The organism is Allohoeflea poritis, assembly GCF_027889715.1.
Classification (GTDB): Bacteria; Pseudomonadota; Alphaproteobacteria; order Rhizobiales; family Rhizobiaceae; genus Hoeflea_A; species Hoeflea_A poritis.
In genome coordinates, this window is record NZ_JAPJZH010000002.1 from 193678 (window position 1) to 208891 (window position 15214).

General features: G+C 61.5%; 12 protein-coding genes. 4 read left to right on the plus strand and 8 right to left on the minus strand.

Annotated features, from left to right (window positions below; translation table 11 throughout):
- The first annotated feature begins 4 nt into the window (after nt 1-4).
- Genes OOZ53_RS03960 through OOZ53_RS03975 form a run of 4 tightly spaced genes read left to right on the plus strand, consistent with a single transcriptional unit; the run spans nt 5 to nt 3184 of the window.
- Nucleotides 5-367: a ferredoxin family protein gene (locus OOZ53_RS03960; RefSeq protein ID WP_271088019.1), complete on the plus strand. Its 363-nt coding sequence runs from the start codon at nt 5-7 to the stop codon at nt 365-367.
- Nucleotides 368-370: 3 nt separating this feature from the next.
- On the plus strand, nt 371-1249 hold the full coding sequence (locus OOZ53_RS03965; protein WP_271088020.1) for a dihydrodipicolinate synthase family protein: 879 nt from the start codon (nt 371-373) through the stop codon (nt 1247-1249).
- 35 nt (nt 1250-1284) lie between these two features.
- A complete protein-coding gene (locus OOZ53_RS03970; protein ID WP_271088021.1) occupies nt 1285-2721 on the plus strand; it encodes an aldehyde dehydrogenase family protein in 1437 nt (478 codons plus the stop codon).
- A gap of 1 nt (nt 2722) precedes the next feature.
- Entirely contained in the window at nt 2723-3184 is a 462-nt protein-coding gene (locus OOZ53_RS03975; RefSeq protein ID WP_271088022.1) for a deoxycytidylate deaminase, read from the plus strand.
- A gap of 6 nt (nt 3185-3190) precedes the next feature.
- Here OOZ53_RS03975 and otnI read toward each other — a convergent pair whose 3' ends face one another.
- The 8 genes from otnI to OOZ53_RS04015 all read right to left on the minus strand — a co-directional run bounded on the left by otnI (nt 3191) and on the right by OOZ53_RS04015 (nt 15176).
- Nucleotides 3191-3970, minus strand: a complete 780-nt coding sequence (gene otnI, locus OOZ53_RS03980; protein ID WP_271088024.1) for a 2-oxo-tetronate isomerase — start codon at nt 3968-3970, stop codon at nt 3191-3193.
- A gap of 12 nt (nt 3971-3982) precedes the next feature.
- On the minus strand, nt 3983-5551 hold the full coding sequence (locus tag OOZ53_RS03985; protein ID WP_271088025.1) for a DUF427 domain-containing protein: 1569 nt from the start codon (nt 5549-5551) through the stop codon (nt 3983-3985).
- Between the two features lie 123 nt (nt 5552-5674).
- A complete protein-coding gene (locus OOZ53_RS03990) occupies nt 5675-7837 on the minus strand; it encodes a cation:dicarboxylate symporter family transporter (RefSeq protein ID WP_271088026.1) in 2163 nt (720 codons plus the stop codon).
- A gap of 156 nt (nt 7838-7993) precedes the next feature.
- Nucleotides 7994-10129 (minus strand): methylmalonyl-CoA mutase, encoded by a 2136-nt coding sequence (scpA, locus tag OOZ53_RS03995; RefSeq protein WP_271088027.1) that lies wholly within the window; start codon nt 10127-10129, stop codon nt 7994-7996.
- A gap of 10 nt (nt 10130-10139) precedes the next feature.
- Entirely contained in the window at nt 10140-11048 is a 909-nt protein-coding gene (locus OOZ53_RS04000; RefSeq protein ID WP_271088028.1) for an aldo/keto reductase, read from the minus strand.
- Nucleotides 11045-13054 carry an acetyl-CoA carboxylase biotin carboxylase subunit gene (locus tag OOZ53_RS04005; RefSeq protein WP_271088029.1) on the minus strand — a complete coding sequence of 670 codons (2010 nt, stop codon included), beginning with the start codon at nt 13052-13054 and terminating at the stop codon, nt 11045-11047. The genes OOZ53_RS04000 and OOZ53_RS04005 overlap by 4 nt, the downstream gene beginning before the upstream one ends.
- Before the next feature lie 11 nt (nt 13055-13065).
- Complete coding sequence (locus OOZ53_RS04010) at nt 13066-14598, minus strand: acyl-CoA carboxylase subunit beta (protein WP_271088030.1); 1533 nt, start codon at nt 14596-14598, stop codon at nt 13066-13068.
- Nucleotides 14598-15176, minus strand: a complete 579-nt coding sequence (locus tag OOZ53_RS04015; protein WP_271088031.1) for a biotin transporter BioY — start codon at nt 15174-15176, stop codon at nt 14598-14600. The genes OOZ53_RS04010 and OOZ53_RS04015 overlap by 1 nt, the downstream gene beginning before the upstream one ends.
- Nucleotides 15177-15214 lie beyond the last annotated feature (38 nt).

Consider the following 15214-nt stretch of genomic DNA (forward strand, 5'->3'; position numbering starts at 1 on the left):
AAAGATGACGCTGATCATCAAAAGCGAGTGCATTGACGTCAAGGACGGCGAATGCACCAAAGTGTGCCCCGTGGACTGCATCTATGAGGGCGCGCGCATGTATTACATCCATCCGGTCGAATGCATCGAGTGCGGGCTGTGCGAAACCGTCTGCCCGGTCGATGCCATTCGCTGGGACGACGAAGTCGCCGCGGAAGAAGAGATTTATGTTGCCATCAACCGCGAGTATTTCGAAGATGCGATAACCGGGCTGGGCAGTCCGGGCGGTTGGAGTTCCGACATGTCGGCCGACAAGGATCACCCGCTCGTTGCCGCAGCTCCGCACAATCCGCTAGCCGACGCGCAGGCGCAAAAGGAAAGTTCATAATCGATGCAAGGTATCATTGCCGCCGTCCCCACCCCGATCGACACCGGCGGAGAGCCGATCCGCGAGCTGTTTTCCGCCCATTGCCGTTGGGCATTGGACAATGGCTGCGACGGGCTGAACGTGCTCGGCTCGACGGGCGAAGCCAACTCCTTCGCAACGCCTGCGCGAAAGACGGTCATGACCTGGGCGGCCGAGGATCTCGACAGCTCCCGTCTGATGGTCGGCACCGGCACGCCGTCGCTCTCCGAAACGGTCGATCTCACGGAAACCGCCGATGATCTCGGGTTCAAGGTCGCGCTGGTGCTGCCGCCCTACTACTATAAACCGGCATCCGAAGACGGCCTGTTCGACTGGCACGGGCGCCTCCACGAAACGCTCGGCTCGCGCCCGGTCGCCATCTATTTCTACAATTTTCCACAGATGACCGGGATAAACCTGCCGGTCTCCCTGATCGAACGGCTGCACGGCATGTGGCCCGAGCGATTTGCCGGCATCAAGGATTCTTCCGGCGATCTTGCCTATTGCCGCGACCTGACGGCGCGCATGCCGGGGCTCAAGGTCTTCCCGAGTTCGGAAGTGGCGCTTGGCGAGGCAGCGCGAAGCGGATTTGCCGGCTGTATCTCCGCGACCGTCAATGAAGCGCCGCAGCTTTCCGAACGGCTCTGGACAAATCGCCAGGACCCTGACCCGGCGCTCGTGACCAAGATCTCCGATGTCCGCTCCGCCATCTCGGCCCAGCCTCTGGTCCCATCGGTCAAATACCTGGTCTCCCGCCGCACCCGCGATCCGCGATGGCAGCACGTTCTCCCACCGTTCCGCGAACTGGACGATGCGCAACACACCGTCCTGTCAGAGGCAATTGAGAGGCTCGAAGCGGCATGACAGGCTTTGAAGAAACATCACTCTAGAGGATCAAAATGACCAAGCACGACAATCTGATCGGCGCTGACTGGATCAGTTTCGGCAACTACCAGGACAACATCAATCCGTCGGATGTGTCGGATGTCATCGGCGCCTATTCCTATGGAACGGCCGAAAGCGTCGATGCTGCCGTCGATGCCGCCAGGGCCGCCTTTCCCGCCTGGCGGGATGCAACGCCGCAGGCGCGCCACGATGTGCTGGACGCGGTCGGCAACACCATTGCCGCGCGCAAGGACGAGATCGGACGGCTGCTTTCGCGCGAGGAAGGCAAAACGCTTGCCGAAGGCATCGGCGAGACCATGCGCGCCGCGCAGGTCTTCAAGTTCTTCGCCGGCGAGGCGCTGCGCCAGTCCGGCGACCTGCAGGCCTCGGTGCGGCCCGATATCGATATCGAAGTAACGCGCGAACCGGTCGGCATCGTCGGCCTGATCACGCCCTGGAACTTCCCCATCGCCATCCCCGCCTGGAAGATCGCCCCGGCCCTTGCCTACGGAAACTGCGTCGTCATCAAGCCGGCCGACCTGACGCCCGGCTGCGCCCATGTGATTGCCGGCATCCTGCACGACTGCGGCTGCCCGGCCGGTGTCTTCAACCTGGTGATGGGCCGTGGCTCGGTCGTCGGCGAGGCATTGATCAACCACCCGGATATCGCGGCCATTTCCTTCACCGGATCGGTCGCGACAGGCCAGCGCATCGCCGAGACCTGCGGGCGGCTGCGCAAGAAGGTGCAGCTGGAAATGGGCGGCAAGAACCCGATGGTCGTGCTCAACGATGCCGACCTGTCCGTGGCGGTTCCGGCCTGTATCAACGGCACCTTCTTTTCCACCGGGCAGCGCTGCACCGCTTCGTCCCGGCTCATCGTCGAAGCGGGCATCCACGACGCCTTCGTCGACGAAATGACCCGGGCGATTAAGGAACTCAAGATCGGCAACGCGCTCGATCAGGCGACCCAGATCGGCCCCGTGGTCGACGCCAGGCAGCTCAATTCGAACCTTGAATATGTCGAGATCGCCAAGGGCGAGGCCGAGGAAGTGATCGGCGGAGAGCGGCTTGAGCTTTCCGACAACGGCTTCTACCAGGCCCCTGCCCTGTTCGTCGGCACGCGCAACGATATGCGCATCAACCGCGAGGAAATATTCGGCCCCTGCGGTTCGATCATCAAGGTCGGCGATTTCGACGAAGCGATCGCGGTGGCCAATGACACGGATTTCGGCTTGTCGGCCGGGATCTGCACGCAGAGCCTGAAACATGCCCGCAATTTCAAGCGCAAGGTGGAAGCCGGCATGGTGATGGTCAATCTGCCGACCGCCGGTGTCGATTACCACGTGCCCTTCGGCGGGCGCAAAGGCTCCTCCTTCGGCGCCCGCGAACAGGGCCGCTACGCGGTCGAGTTCTACACGACCGTCAAGACGTCCTACGTCTACGCGGGCTGACATGTGCGGCGACAAAAAGCAAAAGTGGGATCGGCGATTCATGGAGCTCGCCGATCACATCGCGTCCTGGACGGAGGACCGGGACTTTTCCGTCGGCGCCGTCATCGTCGGCGATGATCTCGAAATCCGCTCCACCGGCTATAACGGCCTGCCGCGCGGCGTGAAGGCAAATGACGACGCGCGCTTCGACCGGGCATCGGGCGAGAAATTCTTCTGGTTCGAGCATGCCGAGCGCAATGCCATCTACAATGCCGCACGCATGGGCACGCCACTCGACGGCTGCACGATCTACGTTAACCGGTTCCCCTGCGCCGATTGCGCGCGCGCCATCATCCAGAGTGGCATCACGACAGTTATCTGCCCGCCGAAACCCGCGCATGACGGCGCGCTGGATCACAGTTTCGACGTGTCAGAGATTCTGTTGGCCGAAGCCGGCGTCACGCTGACGACCCACGGCGAATAGCGGCGACTATACGCCCGTCAGTGCCCGCATCCAGCCGAGCCCCTCGACCGTTCCGGCCTTGGGGCGATACTCGCACCCGACCCAACCATCATAGCCCAGCGCGTCGATTTCCTTGAAGACGCTGACGTAATCCAGTTCGCCGCTGTCGGGTTCGTGCCGTTCGGGCACGCCGGCGATCTGTATGTGCCGGATCAGCGGCATGTAGCGCTCGAGGCTGTGCAGGATATCGCCATGCATGATCTGGTGATGATAGACATCGAATTGCAGGCCGACATTGGCAAGACCCAGTTCGCGAAGGATCTCGGCGGCCAGTTCGGTCGACGACAGGAAATAGCCCGGCATGTCGCGCCCGTTGATCGGCTCGATGGTCATTTCGAGCCCGGCTTCGCCCAGACGCTCAGCAGCAAACCGCAGATTTTCCAGGTAAGTCGCGCGCGCCGTTGCAAACGGAAGCGCTCCGGGGATTCCGGCCAATGCGTGGAGCCGCCTGGCGCCGGTCGCCTCGGCATAAGCGATCGCCGTCTCGACGAACTCCCTGAACTCCGCTTCGCGGCCGGGAATACAGGCCAGACCGCGCTCGCCCCGTTCCCAGTCGCCCGGCGAGAGGTTGAATATACTGATGGAATGACCGCTGTCCCCAACGGCACGCGCCAGTGAATCAACCGGCCATTCATAGGGGAACAGAAACTCCACGGCCTCGAAACCCGCATCGCGCGCCGCCCCGAAGCGCTCCAGGAACGGGTGTTCATGGAACATCATAGAGATGTTGGCTGAAAATCGCGGCATGGGCGCTATCCGTCAGCCGGAATTGACATGAATGTCTGCGGCCGGCGCGAAGGCTTCCACCGGACTGGACACGTTGCGCAGTTCAAACGCACCGAGCGACTGCATTCGGGCATCATGTCCGTCGGTAATCGTTTTTGTGGTGACCACGCGGTGCCCGAGCTGCTTTCCGAGATCGCCGAGCCGCGCGGCGACATTTGCGGCTGAACCGATCACGGTGAAATCGAGCCGCCCTTCCGATCCGACATTGCCATAGGTGACATTGCCGAAGGCGAGACCGATAGCGCAGCGTATCCTGTCGTCCGACTCGCCCAGTCCCATATTGACGTCGCGGTCGATCATCAGTGCCGCCGAGAGCGCCTGCCGGCAAGCCTTGGCCTGATCCTCACCTGCGGGAAAGATCGCCAGCACCGCATCGCCGATGAACTTCAGCACCTCGCCGCCATTTTCATGCACGATATCTGTGGTTACCTCGAAAAACTGGTTGAGAAGGTCCAGATAATCCTGCCGTCCCATCTCCCCTTCCAGCCGCGACGAACCGCGCAGATCGCAGAATAGAATAGCCGCATCGATCTCGTCACCGTCGCCGCGGCGGATTTCGCCGCCAAGCACCCGCGCACCCGTGCCCTTGCCCAGATAGGTTTCGAGCAGCGCCGAGGCATTATCGCGAAGCGTGAACACTTCATAGAGCCGGCTGATGACGGAAGCACATTCGAAGACAAGCCCGAGATTGGCCGTGGTGAAACCATCCGGGTGATCGCAGGTCAATGTCATGACGTTGATCTGGCCATTCGAAAAAGGCAGCGGCATCGCCACATAATCCGTCCCGCCTTCCGCCTTCAAATCTTCCATGATCGGAAAGCTGAACTCGACTTCGTCGCTGAGAAGATTTTGGCGCACGCCGCCAAGACCGTTCGCCACATGCCGCAAAGGGCTGTTCACATAGTTCGGATGGTTGAAGATGTCATAGGATGGTGTGTTGATATGGACCTTCCCGTCTTTCTTGGACCAGACATAGTTGCGTCCGGCGATCATCGGGTGCAGCGACCAGATCAGGACGCTCATGCGATAGATGGCGATACCGTCCTCGTTGAACTTGCGGGCAATGGCCGCCGTCAGTTCCTCGGGTGATCCGCAAAGCCATGCTTCCCGCATGATCCAGTCAATGGTCGGCCCGGAGATATTGCCGTATTCCGTCGCATCGGCACCCGCATCCGCAATGTCCACCGAACCGAGCACATTGGGCATGAAACTGACCATGCCCTCGATGTCGCGGGCTTCCGGGATCGCATTCTTGTAGGACCAGGCGCCGTTCTCGTAGATGCGCCCGCCGATCTCGACGTCCCAATAGGTGGCCGTGCCCTTGAACGGGCAGAAAGTTCGGTGGTCGCTTGTCTGCAGCAGCTTGGCCTTGACGTCCCTCTGCGGGAAGTAAACGACGGATGGCAGCCGTGTCTCGTGCATCAGCTTGGCGCCGTGGCTGGCGGCCAGGATTTCGTCACCGCACTTCGCAACGGTTTCGCCGGAAAGCGGCGAAACGGCAAGCCGGTAGCCAAGCGATTTGGAATCTGGATGAACTGTCATGGCTTATAGATGGTCGTCCTTTGCCGAAAATCCAATGGCCGGATGGCAGCAGGCGGGCGGCATTGGACCGCCCGGGCGTGCCCTGCCCCACCAACGGATGAATCAATTTCTCCACAAATGCCGCTAACGCTCTGAATCCGTTGCCGCCGGATCGATCCACCGCTTGGTCATATCGGCAAGCACGCCGTTGTCTTTCTGCAACCGCATCCAGTAGTTCAGATAGTCGGAGAGACCGGGCGCATCCGGCGGCATCAGATAGGCGAACAGGAACCGGGTCGCAATGTCCCGCGGCACCGCCGTGGAGTAACCGCCGTGGGAAATCGCCCAGGCGCGCGCCTGTTCCAGCGTCCAGATCGCAGCATCGACGCCTTCCTCGTTCTCCAGATTGTCGTAGTTGGGCAGGACCCTGATATTTGCCGAGGGAAAGCTGCGCCGCGCGGCCGGAATGAGCACCGGATCGTCGAAGACGGCGATCGTCAGGTTCTCGATCGCATTGATCTTCCCGCGTGACGCGAAATCGTTGATCTGGTCCGTGCGCACGATCAGGGCCAGCGGGTTTTCATAATAGGGATCACTGACCGTGACGGCCTCCAGCCTGTCCTTGGTAATGTAAATCCCGCCGATGGCGATATCGAACTCGTACTCGGTCAGGTTCTTGATGAGCGACTGCCAGTCATAGGGGACGAACACGATCTCGACACTCATGCTCTGCGCGAAACGGTACATCAGCTCCACGTCATAGCCGACGAGCCGCCCCTTATTGTTCTCATAGGTGAAGGGCATGACATTCGGATTGATCCCGACGCGCAACACGCCATTTGACTGGATACGTCCCAGCACATTCACGGCTTCGCCCCTTTTCGCAGCTTCGGGCGCGCTGCCCGTCTCTTGCGCATCGCCCTTGGACAGCCTGGAGACAAGATTCTCGTCGCTAAGCGCCTGCACCTCCGCCGGCAAACCCATTTCCAGATAGTTCGTTTCCGAATGCAGCTGGATATGCGTTCCGCCCAGGCGGCCGAGGGACAGGATCGCCGTCATGCAAATGGCGGCAACGGCAATGGTGACCACGAACCGCCTGATATCGAAACGCAGCCGCCCGTAAAAGGCGAAAGTGACAAGTATGGTCACGAATGCGAAGCCGGCAACGGAGGCGAGCACCTGGGCATAGCGCGTGATTGCCATCGTCTCGACATAGAGATTGGTCGTCTCCGAAGGCATGTTCAGCCAGTTCGCCATGAAGGCGACAGCCCCGATTGAAGACGTCGGGGAGCCGAAGCCCGAAAGCAGGGTAACCACCGGCAACTCGATGAGCTGCCAACCGGTCAGCGGGATGAAGAAATAGAAGGATGCGTAAAGCAGAAACGCCAGGATGAAGAAATTGCCGATCTGAGCCAGCGGATAGCTCACCGAAAGCGTCGTCTGAATGATTTCCCTCTGCTCCGTTTCTTTTTCGGCTTCGCAGTATTTTTCCGCCATGTTCTGCGTTGCCCGCTGGATCATCGGCAGCGACGCAACAGACAACGACGTGACGACGGCAATCAGGAACGCCTCCTTCAGCTCCGACATCAGCTCCCAGTATTTCATGGGCAGGAAAGCCGTCAGCATCATCGGCAGGATCCACAGGCTCAGCAGCAGCGCCGACAACATGACAACGACGATGTAGATGGACATCGCCGCGTAGCCTTCCGGATCCATCGAGCTGATGGAACTGGCGAAAAGCGCGCACACGCCGATCGGCGCCAGCAGGACAACCCATTCCCAGATGCGGATACAGGCCTGCCGGACCACCGACAGCATGTCCAGCAACTCCGTCGGTTTGTTGCTCCGCTGGACCGCGATGCCGAAGATAAGCCCCATGAGGACGATCGAAGGAATGTAGTTGTTGCTCAACGCCTGAAACAAATTGTCGGGAACCAGCAGGTCGATCAGTGACGCGCCCTGGCTCGTGAGTGCGCTGAGAGCACCGGAGAAATCCACGACGGCCGCCTGCCTGACCAGAGGCACCGTCAGGGATGCAAACAGAAGGACCGTAAACGTCATGGCCCACAGCGCCAGGTAAATGGCCCAGCTTTTGCGGAAGAGTTTGCGCGCCGTTTCAGGCGCCAATTGTCCCAGACCGAGGATCAGCGAAGAGATGAGATAGGGAAGCACCACGACTTCCATCAGACGGACGTAAATGTCCCCGACCGGCGCCACGATCGCGGCCAGCAGCGGGCTGAAAAGGCCGATGAGTATCCCGGCCGCGCCGCCGAAGAGCACGTATAGCGGTAAGCGCTTGCTCTGCAATGGTCCGCTCTCCTGCCGCTGAAATTTCAGGCAGCACGCGCCGCGCTGCCTCCAGTCGCAACTGTAGGATGGAATACAAGTATGATTCTACAACAAAATCAAAACAGGTCGCGGACCGCGCAAACGGTCTTTCTCATGCCCCCGGTCGCCTGACGGTCAGCGGTTGCGCCGCATGCCCGCCACTTCGGCCAGAACGACATTGGCAGCGTCGAGAACGTTGGAGCCGGGGCCGAAGATCGCTGTCACACCGGCATTCTGCAGGAAATCGTAATCCTGCTCGGGGATCACGCCGCCGCAGATGACGATGATGTCGTCTCGGCCGGCCGCCTTCAACGCACCGATCAGTTCGGGCACCAGCGTGCGGTGACCGGCAGCAAGCGACGAGACGCCGATCACGTCGACATCGCCCGCGACCGCCTTGGACGCAACCTCGGGCGGCGTCTCGAACATATCGGACAATTCGACATCGAAACCCATATCGGCAAAGGCCGTGGCGATCACCTTCGCCCCGCGGTCATGCCCGTCCTGCCCCATCTTTGCCACCAGGATGCGCGGCTCGCGCTGCCTGTCGTTCCGGTAGTCGGCGATTTTCTTCTGGATCAGCTCGTATTGCGCATCGCCCTTATAGGCATCGCCGTAAACGCCGGAAATAACCCTCGTGGTCGCCTTGTGACGGTTGAACGCCCGCTCCATGGCATCGGAGATTTCACCGAGGCTCGCCCGTGCGCGCGCCGCCTCGACCGCGGCGTCCAGCAGGTTGCCCGTACCGGACGCCGCCACCTCCTCCAAGGTTCCGATTGCGGCTTCATATGCCTTCTTGTCGCGCGCCTGGCGCATCTTGTTCAGCCGCGCGATCTGCGCATTGCGCACCTTGTCATTGTCGATCTCCAGTATATCGACCTTCGGTTCGTCTTCGAGACGGTAGCGATTGACGCCGACAATGACATCCTCGCCCTTGTCGATGCGTGCCTGCCTGCGGGCCGCGGCCTCCTCGATCCGCATCTTCGGCAGACCTTGTTCGACAGCCTTGGTCATGCCGCCGAGGCTCTCGACCTCCTCGATCATTCGCCAGGCCTCGTCCACCAGTTCCTTGGTCAGCGCCTCGACATAGTAGGAGCCGCCGAGCGGGTCGACGACATTCGTCACGCCCGTCTCGTGCTGCAGGATCAGCTGCGTGTTGCGGGCGATGCGCGCCGAGAACTCGGTCGGCAGTGCGATCGCCTCGTCAAAGGAATTGGTATGCAGGGACTGCGTGCCCCCCAGAGCGGCAGCCATGGCCTCGAAGGCGGTGCGCACGATGTTGTTGTAGGGATCCTGCTCGGTAAGCGACACACCCGACGTCTGGCAATGGGTGCGCAGCATCTTCGAGCGCTCCGACTTGGCGCCGAAATCGGTCATGATCTTCGACCAGATCTGCCGCGCGGCCCTGAGTTTGGCGGCTTCCATGAAGAAATTCATGCCGATGCAGAAGAAGAAGGACAGCCGCCCGGCGAACGCATCGACGTCGAGACCCTTGCTCATCGCCGCGCGGACATATTCCATGCCGTCGGCCAGCGTGTAGGCAAGCTCCTGGGCGAGCGTCGAGCCCGCCTCCTGCATGTGGTAGCCGGAGATCGAGATCGAGTTGAATTTCGGCATTTCGCGCGCCGTGTACTCGATAATATCGGCCACGATGCGCATCGAGGATTCCGGCGGGTAGATATAGGTGTTGCGGACCATGAACTCCTTGAGGATATCGTTCTGGATCGTGCCGGAAAGCGCGGACCGGTCGACGCCCTGCTCCTCACCTGCGACAATGAACATCGCCAGAACGGGAATGACGGCGCCGTTCATGGTCATCGAAACAGACATCTGATCGAGCGGAATGCCGTCGAACAGGATCTTCATATCCTCGACGGAATCGATCGCCACACCGGCCTTGCCGACATCGCCGACGACGCGCGGATGATCGGAATCATAGCCACGGTGGGTGGCCAGATCGAAGGCGACCGAAAGGCCCTTCTGCCCACCGGCGAGGTTCTTGCGATAAAAGGCGTTGGATTCCTCGGCGGTGGAGAAACCGGCATATTGACGGATCGTCCACGGACGCCCGGCATACATTGTGCCTCGGATACCGCGGGTAAAAGGGGCAAAGCCGGGAAGTTCGCCTGCCACCGCGGCAGGCAGGTCATCGGCACCGTAGAACGGCTTGATGGTGATACCCTCCGGCGTTTCCCAGTTCAGATCCGAGGGCGGATTGCCCTTCAGCTCCTTGGTTGCCAGTTCGATCCAGTCGCGTTCCGTTTTCGTCATGGGTTCGTCCTCACGGCATCCGCTCACCGCGACTGGCTTCCAGGATTTCGTACCAGTCGCGACGGCTCATCTTGATTTCAAAGGCGCCCGCGGCCGCCCGGATGCGCTCCGGGGACTGGGTGCCGATAATGGGAACGACGCCCGCCGGATGCGCCAGCAGCCAGGCAAGGGCCACGCATTCACGCGTCGATCCATTGTCATTCGCAATTCTGTCCAGAACGGCGACCAGCCCGGCGGCGCGGAGATCCGCCCTATCCGGCGCCCGACCGGTCGCCAATGACCCGCCCGCCAGGGGCGACCAGGCCAGGGGTATGACGGAAGCGCTCTGAGCATGGTCGAGCGTGCCGTCAAAAAGCGGTTGCGTGTGCAGGGCCGAAAATTCCGGCTGTGTCACAGCAAGCGGAACATCGAGGAAAGACTGCAGGGCGCGCGTCTGTTCCGGTGAATAGTTCGAAACGCCGACCGCGTGCGTCTTGCCGCTCCAGATCAGTTCGTTCAGCGCTTCGGCCACTTCCGCCGGGCTCGTCAGGAAATCCGGGCGATGGACGAGAAAGACATCGACCGCGTCGCTTTTGAGACGCCGCAGCGAGGCTTCGCAGGAAGCGATCAGTTCCTGCCTGGACGAATTGTAAGGAACCGGCGGTGTGATGCCGCCCTTCGTGACAAGCACGATCTCGTCGCGAAACGATGGGCGCTCGGACAAAAGCACACCAAGCATTTCCTCGGCGGCGCCAGCGCCATAGACGGCGGCGGTATCGATGATGTTGGCGCCGATTTCAAGCGCCGCGTCGATCTTTCCGCGCAGGGCATCCTGCGGCGTTCCCGGCAGGCGCCAGCATCCATAGGCCAGCCGTCCGACCTCGCGGCCGACCAGTCTGCCACGCGGCTTCACCGTCAGGAATGTCTCCGGGTCGCTCAAGCCTCGAACTCCATGATCACCTCATCGACCGCCAGGCTGTCGCCCACCGAGACCGGTATTTTCGCGACCTTGCCCGGTCGCTCCGCCCTCAGGACATTCTCCATTTTCATGGCTTCGACGATCGCCAGCGACTGGCCTTCCTCGACCTCGGCGCCCTCCTCCACATGCAGCGCGACCACCAACCCCGGCATCGGGCAAAGCAGCATCTTCGACGTATCCGGCGGCAGTTTTTCCGGCATCAGCGCCGCAAGCTCTGCCACCCGGGTGGAAAGGACCTGAACCGTCTGGTCGATGCCGCGATGCCGCAGGCGATAACCGCCCGGAGCGGGATCGACCTTGAAGGCGGCGGAAGCGCCATCGATCTCCAGCAAAGCCAATGTTTCTCCGGGCTGCCAGGATGTCGTCAGCCGCATCGGCTCCTTTTCGCCGACGGTCACCGAATAGCCGTCATCGTCACGCGATACACGCACCTTGGTGTTCTCACGATCCATGCGCACGGTCTTTTCGCCCGCATCCGGGCCGCCATTGTCCGAAAAGCGTTTGCTCGCGGTAACGTCGCGACGCTCGCCCTCGATTGCATCGAGAACAGCGGCAACCGCAGAAAGGTCTCTGGCGGTCTGGCTGTCCGCTTCGACGCCCACGAACCCGTCAGGATATTCCTCGGCGATAAAGGCGGTGGTGATGTCGCCCGAACGGAACCGGCCATGATCCATGACCGCCGACAGGAATGGAATGTTGTGGCCGATTCCCTCGACCTCGAAATGATCGAGGGCATCGGCCATGCTTTCCACCGCCCCGCTGCGGTCCGGCGCCCAAGTGCACAGCTTGGCGATCATCGGATCGTAGAACATCGAAATCTCGCCGCCTTCGAAGACGCCGGTATCGTTGCGCACGATATGACCGTTTTCGCCGGTGCCTTCCTGCGGCGGGCGGTACCGCGTCAGCCGCCCGATGGACGGCAGGAAATTGCGGTAGGGATCTTCCGCATAGAGCCGGCTTTCGACCGCCCAGCCATTGAGCTTGATATCGTCCTGGCCGATGCCGAGTTCCTCGCCGGAGGCGACCCGGATCATCTGCTCGACAAGATCGACGCCGGTGATCAGTTCGGTGACCGGGTGTTCCACCTGCAGGCGCGTGTTCATTTCCAGGAAGTAGAAATTGCGGTCCTTGTCGACGATGAACTCGACCGTCCCGGCGCTGGCGTAGTCGACAGCCTTGGCAAGCGCCACGGCCTGTTCGCCCATCGCCTTGCGCGTTTCCGCATCGAGGAATGGCGACGGCGCCTCCTCGATAACCTTCTGGTTGCGCCGCTGGATCGAACATTCACGCTCGCCCAGATAGATGCAGTTGCCCTTCGTGTCGGCAAGGACCTGGATCTCGATGTGACGCGGCTCTGTGACGAATTTCTCGATAAAAATGCGGTCGTCGCCGAAGCTGGAAGCAGCCTCGGATTTGGAACGCTCGAAACCCTCGCGCGCCTCTTCGTCGTTCCAGGCAATGCGCATGCCCTTGCCGCCGCCGCCGGCACTCGCCTTGATCATCACCGGATAGCCGATATCGGTGGCGATGCGCACCGCATGCTCGGCATCGTCGATCAGCCCCATGACGCCCGGAACTGTCGAAACGCCCGCCTCGGCTGCAATCTTCTTGGATGTGATCTTGTCGCCCATCGCCTCGATCGCGCCCCTTGGCGGCCCGATGAAGGCGATGCCTTCGGCGGCCAGCCGCTCGGCGAACTCGGCGCGTTCGGAAAGAAATCCGTAGCCCGGATGCACCGCTTCGGCGCCGGTCTGCTTGCACGCTTCGACGATCCTGTCGATCACCAGATAGCTCTCCGCGGCGGCCGGCGGGCCGATGAAGACCGCCTCGTCGGCCATCTCCACATGCAGCGCGTTGCGGTCCGCCTCCGAGTAGACGGCGACCGTGGCAATGCCCATCCGCTTGGCGGTCTTGAACACGCGGCAGGCGATTTCGCCGCGATTGGCGACCAGGATTTTCTTGAACATCTGCCTGTCCCCTAAAGCGGAATGTTGTCGTGTTTCTTGTCAGGCGCTGCGGCCTGCTTGGTCTTCAGAAGCTCGAAGGCCCTGAGCACCCGCCGGCGCGTCGAATGCGGCATAATCACCTCGTCGATGAAGCCGCGCTGGGCTGCCACGAACGGATTGGCGAAGCGGTCTTCGTAGTCCTTGGTGCGCTGGGCGATCTTGTCCGGATCGTCCAGTTCCGAGCGATACAGGATCTCGGTCGCCCCCTTGGCACCCATCACCGCAATCTCAGCCGTCGGCCAGGCATAGTTGACGTCGGCGCGGATGTGCTTGGAAGCCATGACGTCATAGGCGCCGCCATAGGCCTTGCGGGTAATCACCGTGACTTTCGGCACCGTTGCCTCGGCATAGGCGAAAAGCAGCTTGGCGCCGTGCTTGATGATGCCGCCATATTCCTGCGCCGTTCCGGGCAGGAAGCCCGGCACATCGACAAGCGTCAGGATCGGGATGTTGAAGGCATCGCAAAAGCGCACGAACCGGCCCGCCTTCTTGGCGCTGTCGATGTCGAGACAGCCGGCCAGCACCATCGGCTGGTTGGCAACGACACCGACGGTCGAACCGTTCAGGCGGATGAAGCCGCACAGAATATTGCCGGCGAAATCCCGCTGGATCTCGTAGAACTCGCCCTCATCGGCGACCTTCACGATCACCTCGTGCATGTCATATGGCTTGTTGGGATTGTCCGGCACCAGCGTGTCGAGGCTTTTCTCCATGCGGTCGTCCGCATCGGGCGTATGCCTGACAGGCGGTTTTTCGCGGTTCGACAGCGGCAGGAAGTCGAACATGCGCCGCACTTCGAGCAGCGCCTCGACATCGTTCTCGAAAGCGCCGTCCGCGACCGAGGACTTTTTCGTATGGGTCGACGCGCCGCCCAGCTCCTCGGCTGTCACCACCTCATTGGTGACGGTCTTCACCACATCGGGGCCGGTCACGAACATGTAGCTCGTGTCCTTCACCATGAAGATGAAGTCCGTCATTGCCGGCGAATAGACAGCGCCGCCGGCGCACGGCCCCATGATCACGGAGATCTGGGGAATGACGCCGGAGGCCTGGACATTGCGCCAGAAGACCTCCGCATAGCCGCCGAGCGAAGCGACGCCTTCCTGGATGCGCGCGCCGCCCGAATCGTTAAGGCCGATCAGCGGAACGCCGTTCTGCATGGCAAGGTCCATCACCTTGCAGATCTTCTCCGCATGGGTTTCGGACAGCGATCCTCCGAAGACGGTGAAGTCCTGGCTGAACACATAGGTCGGCCGACCGTTGATGGTACCCCAGCCGGTGACGACCCCGTCCCCGGCGACCTGCTGGCTTTCCATGCCGAAATCCGAGCAGCGATGCGCCTTGTACATGTCGTACTCTTCGAAGGAGCCTTCATCGAGCAGCACTTCAAGCCGCTCACGGGCGGTCAGCTTGCCCTTGGCGTGCTGAGCATCGATGCGGCGCTGGCCGCCGCCGAGATGGGCCTCCCGGCGTTTTTCCTCCAGTTGCTCGAGAACTTCCAGCATCACACCGCACCGCGCGATTTCAGGAACTTCCAGGCGGTCGGGAAGATGAGCGCAGCGAGCGCGGCCTTGGTCAGATCACCGAGAATGAACGGGTAAAGACCCCAGGCCAGAACCGGCTTGTCCCAGCCGACAAGGCCGCCCAGCCACAACAGTCCGGGAACATAGAGGATCACCGTTCCGGCGAGCGCCGCTAGAAAGGCCATGACGATATTGCGGTCCCATCCGCGCTCGGCCAGCCAGCCGGTCAGACCAGCGGCAAGCACGAAGCCGATGAGGAAGCCGCCCGTCGGACCCATCATATAGGCGATCCCGATGCCCTTTTCGGGCGTTCCGGAAAAGACCGGAAGGCCGGCTGCCCCTTCCACCAGATAGAGCAACACGGAAAGCACCGCGAGCCTGGAGCCAAGCGCCAGACCAAGACCGAGAACGACAAGCGTCTGCATGGTCATCGGCACCGGAAAGAACGGAACGGCGGCTTTCGCCGACAATGCGAGCAGGATCGAGGCGGAAACGACAATGAGTGAATCGCGCAGCAATGAATGGCTGCGTCCGGCGGTCAAGGTGGCGTAAAGCGTCACGGGATCCCTCCATGAAATACAGTGATGGTCCTTAAGGA

What these genes read in the sequence shown, in the direction of transcription:
- OOZ53_RS03960 (WP_271088019.1), top strand. Translation starts at nt 5, where the DNA reads ATGACGCTGATCATCAAAAGCGAGTGCATTGACGTCAAGGACGGCGAA.
- OOZ53_RS03965 (WP_271088020.1), top strand. Translation starts at nt 371, where the DNA reads ATGCAAGGTATCATTGCCGCCGTCCCCACCCCGATCGACACCGGCGGA.
- OOZ53_RS03970 (WP_271088021.1), top strand. Translation starts at nt 1,285, where the DNA reads ATGACCAAGCACGACAATCTGATCGGCGCTGACTGGATCAGTTTCGGC.
- OOZ53_RS03975 (WP_271088022.1), top strand. Translation starts at nt 2,723, where the DNA reads ATGTGCGGCGACAAAAAGCAAAAGTGGGATCGGCGATTCATGGAGCTC.
- otnI (WP_271088024.1), bottom strand. Translation starts at nt 3,970, where the DNA reads ATGCCGCGATTTTCAGCCAACATCTCTATGATGTTCCATGAACACCCG.
- OOZ53_RS03985 (WP_271088025.1), bottom strand. Translation starts at nt 5,551, where the DNA reads ATGACAGTTCATCCAGATTCCAAATCGCTTGGCTACCGGCTTGCCGTT.
- scpA (WP_271088027.1), bottom strand. Translation starts at nt 10,129, where the DNA reads ATGACGAAAACGGAACGCGACTGGATCGAACTGGCAACCAAGGAGCTG.
- OOZ53_RS04005 (WP_271088029.1), bottom strand. Translation starts at nt 13,054, where the DNA reads ATGTTCAAGAAAATCCTGGTCGCCAATCGCGGCGAAATCGCCTGCCGC.
- OOZ53_RS04010 (WP_271088030.1), bottom strand. Translation starts at nt 14,598, where the DNA reads ATGCTGGAAGTTCTCGAGCAACTGGAGGAAAAACGCCGGGAGGCCCAT.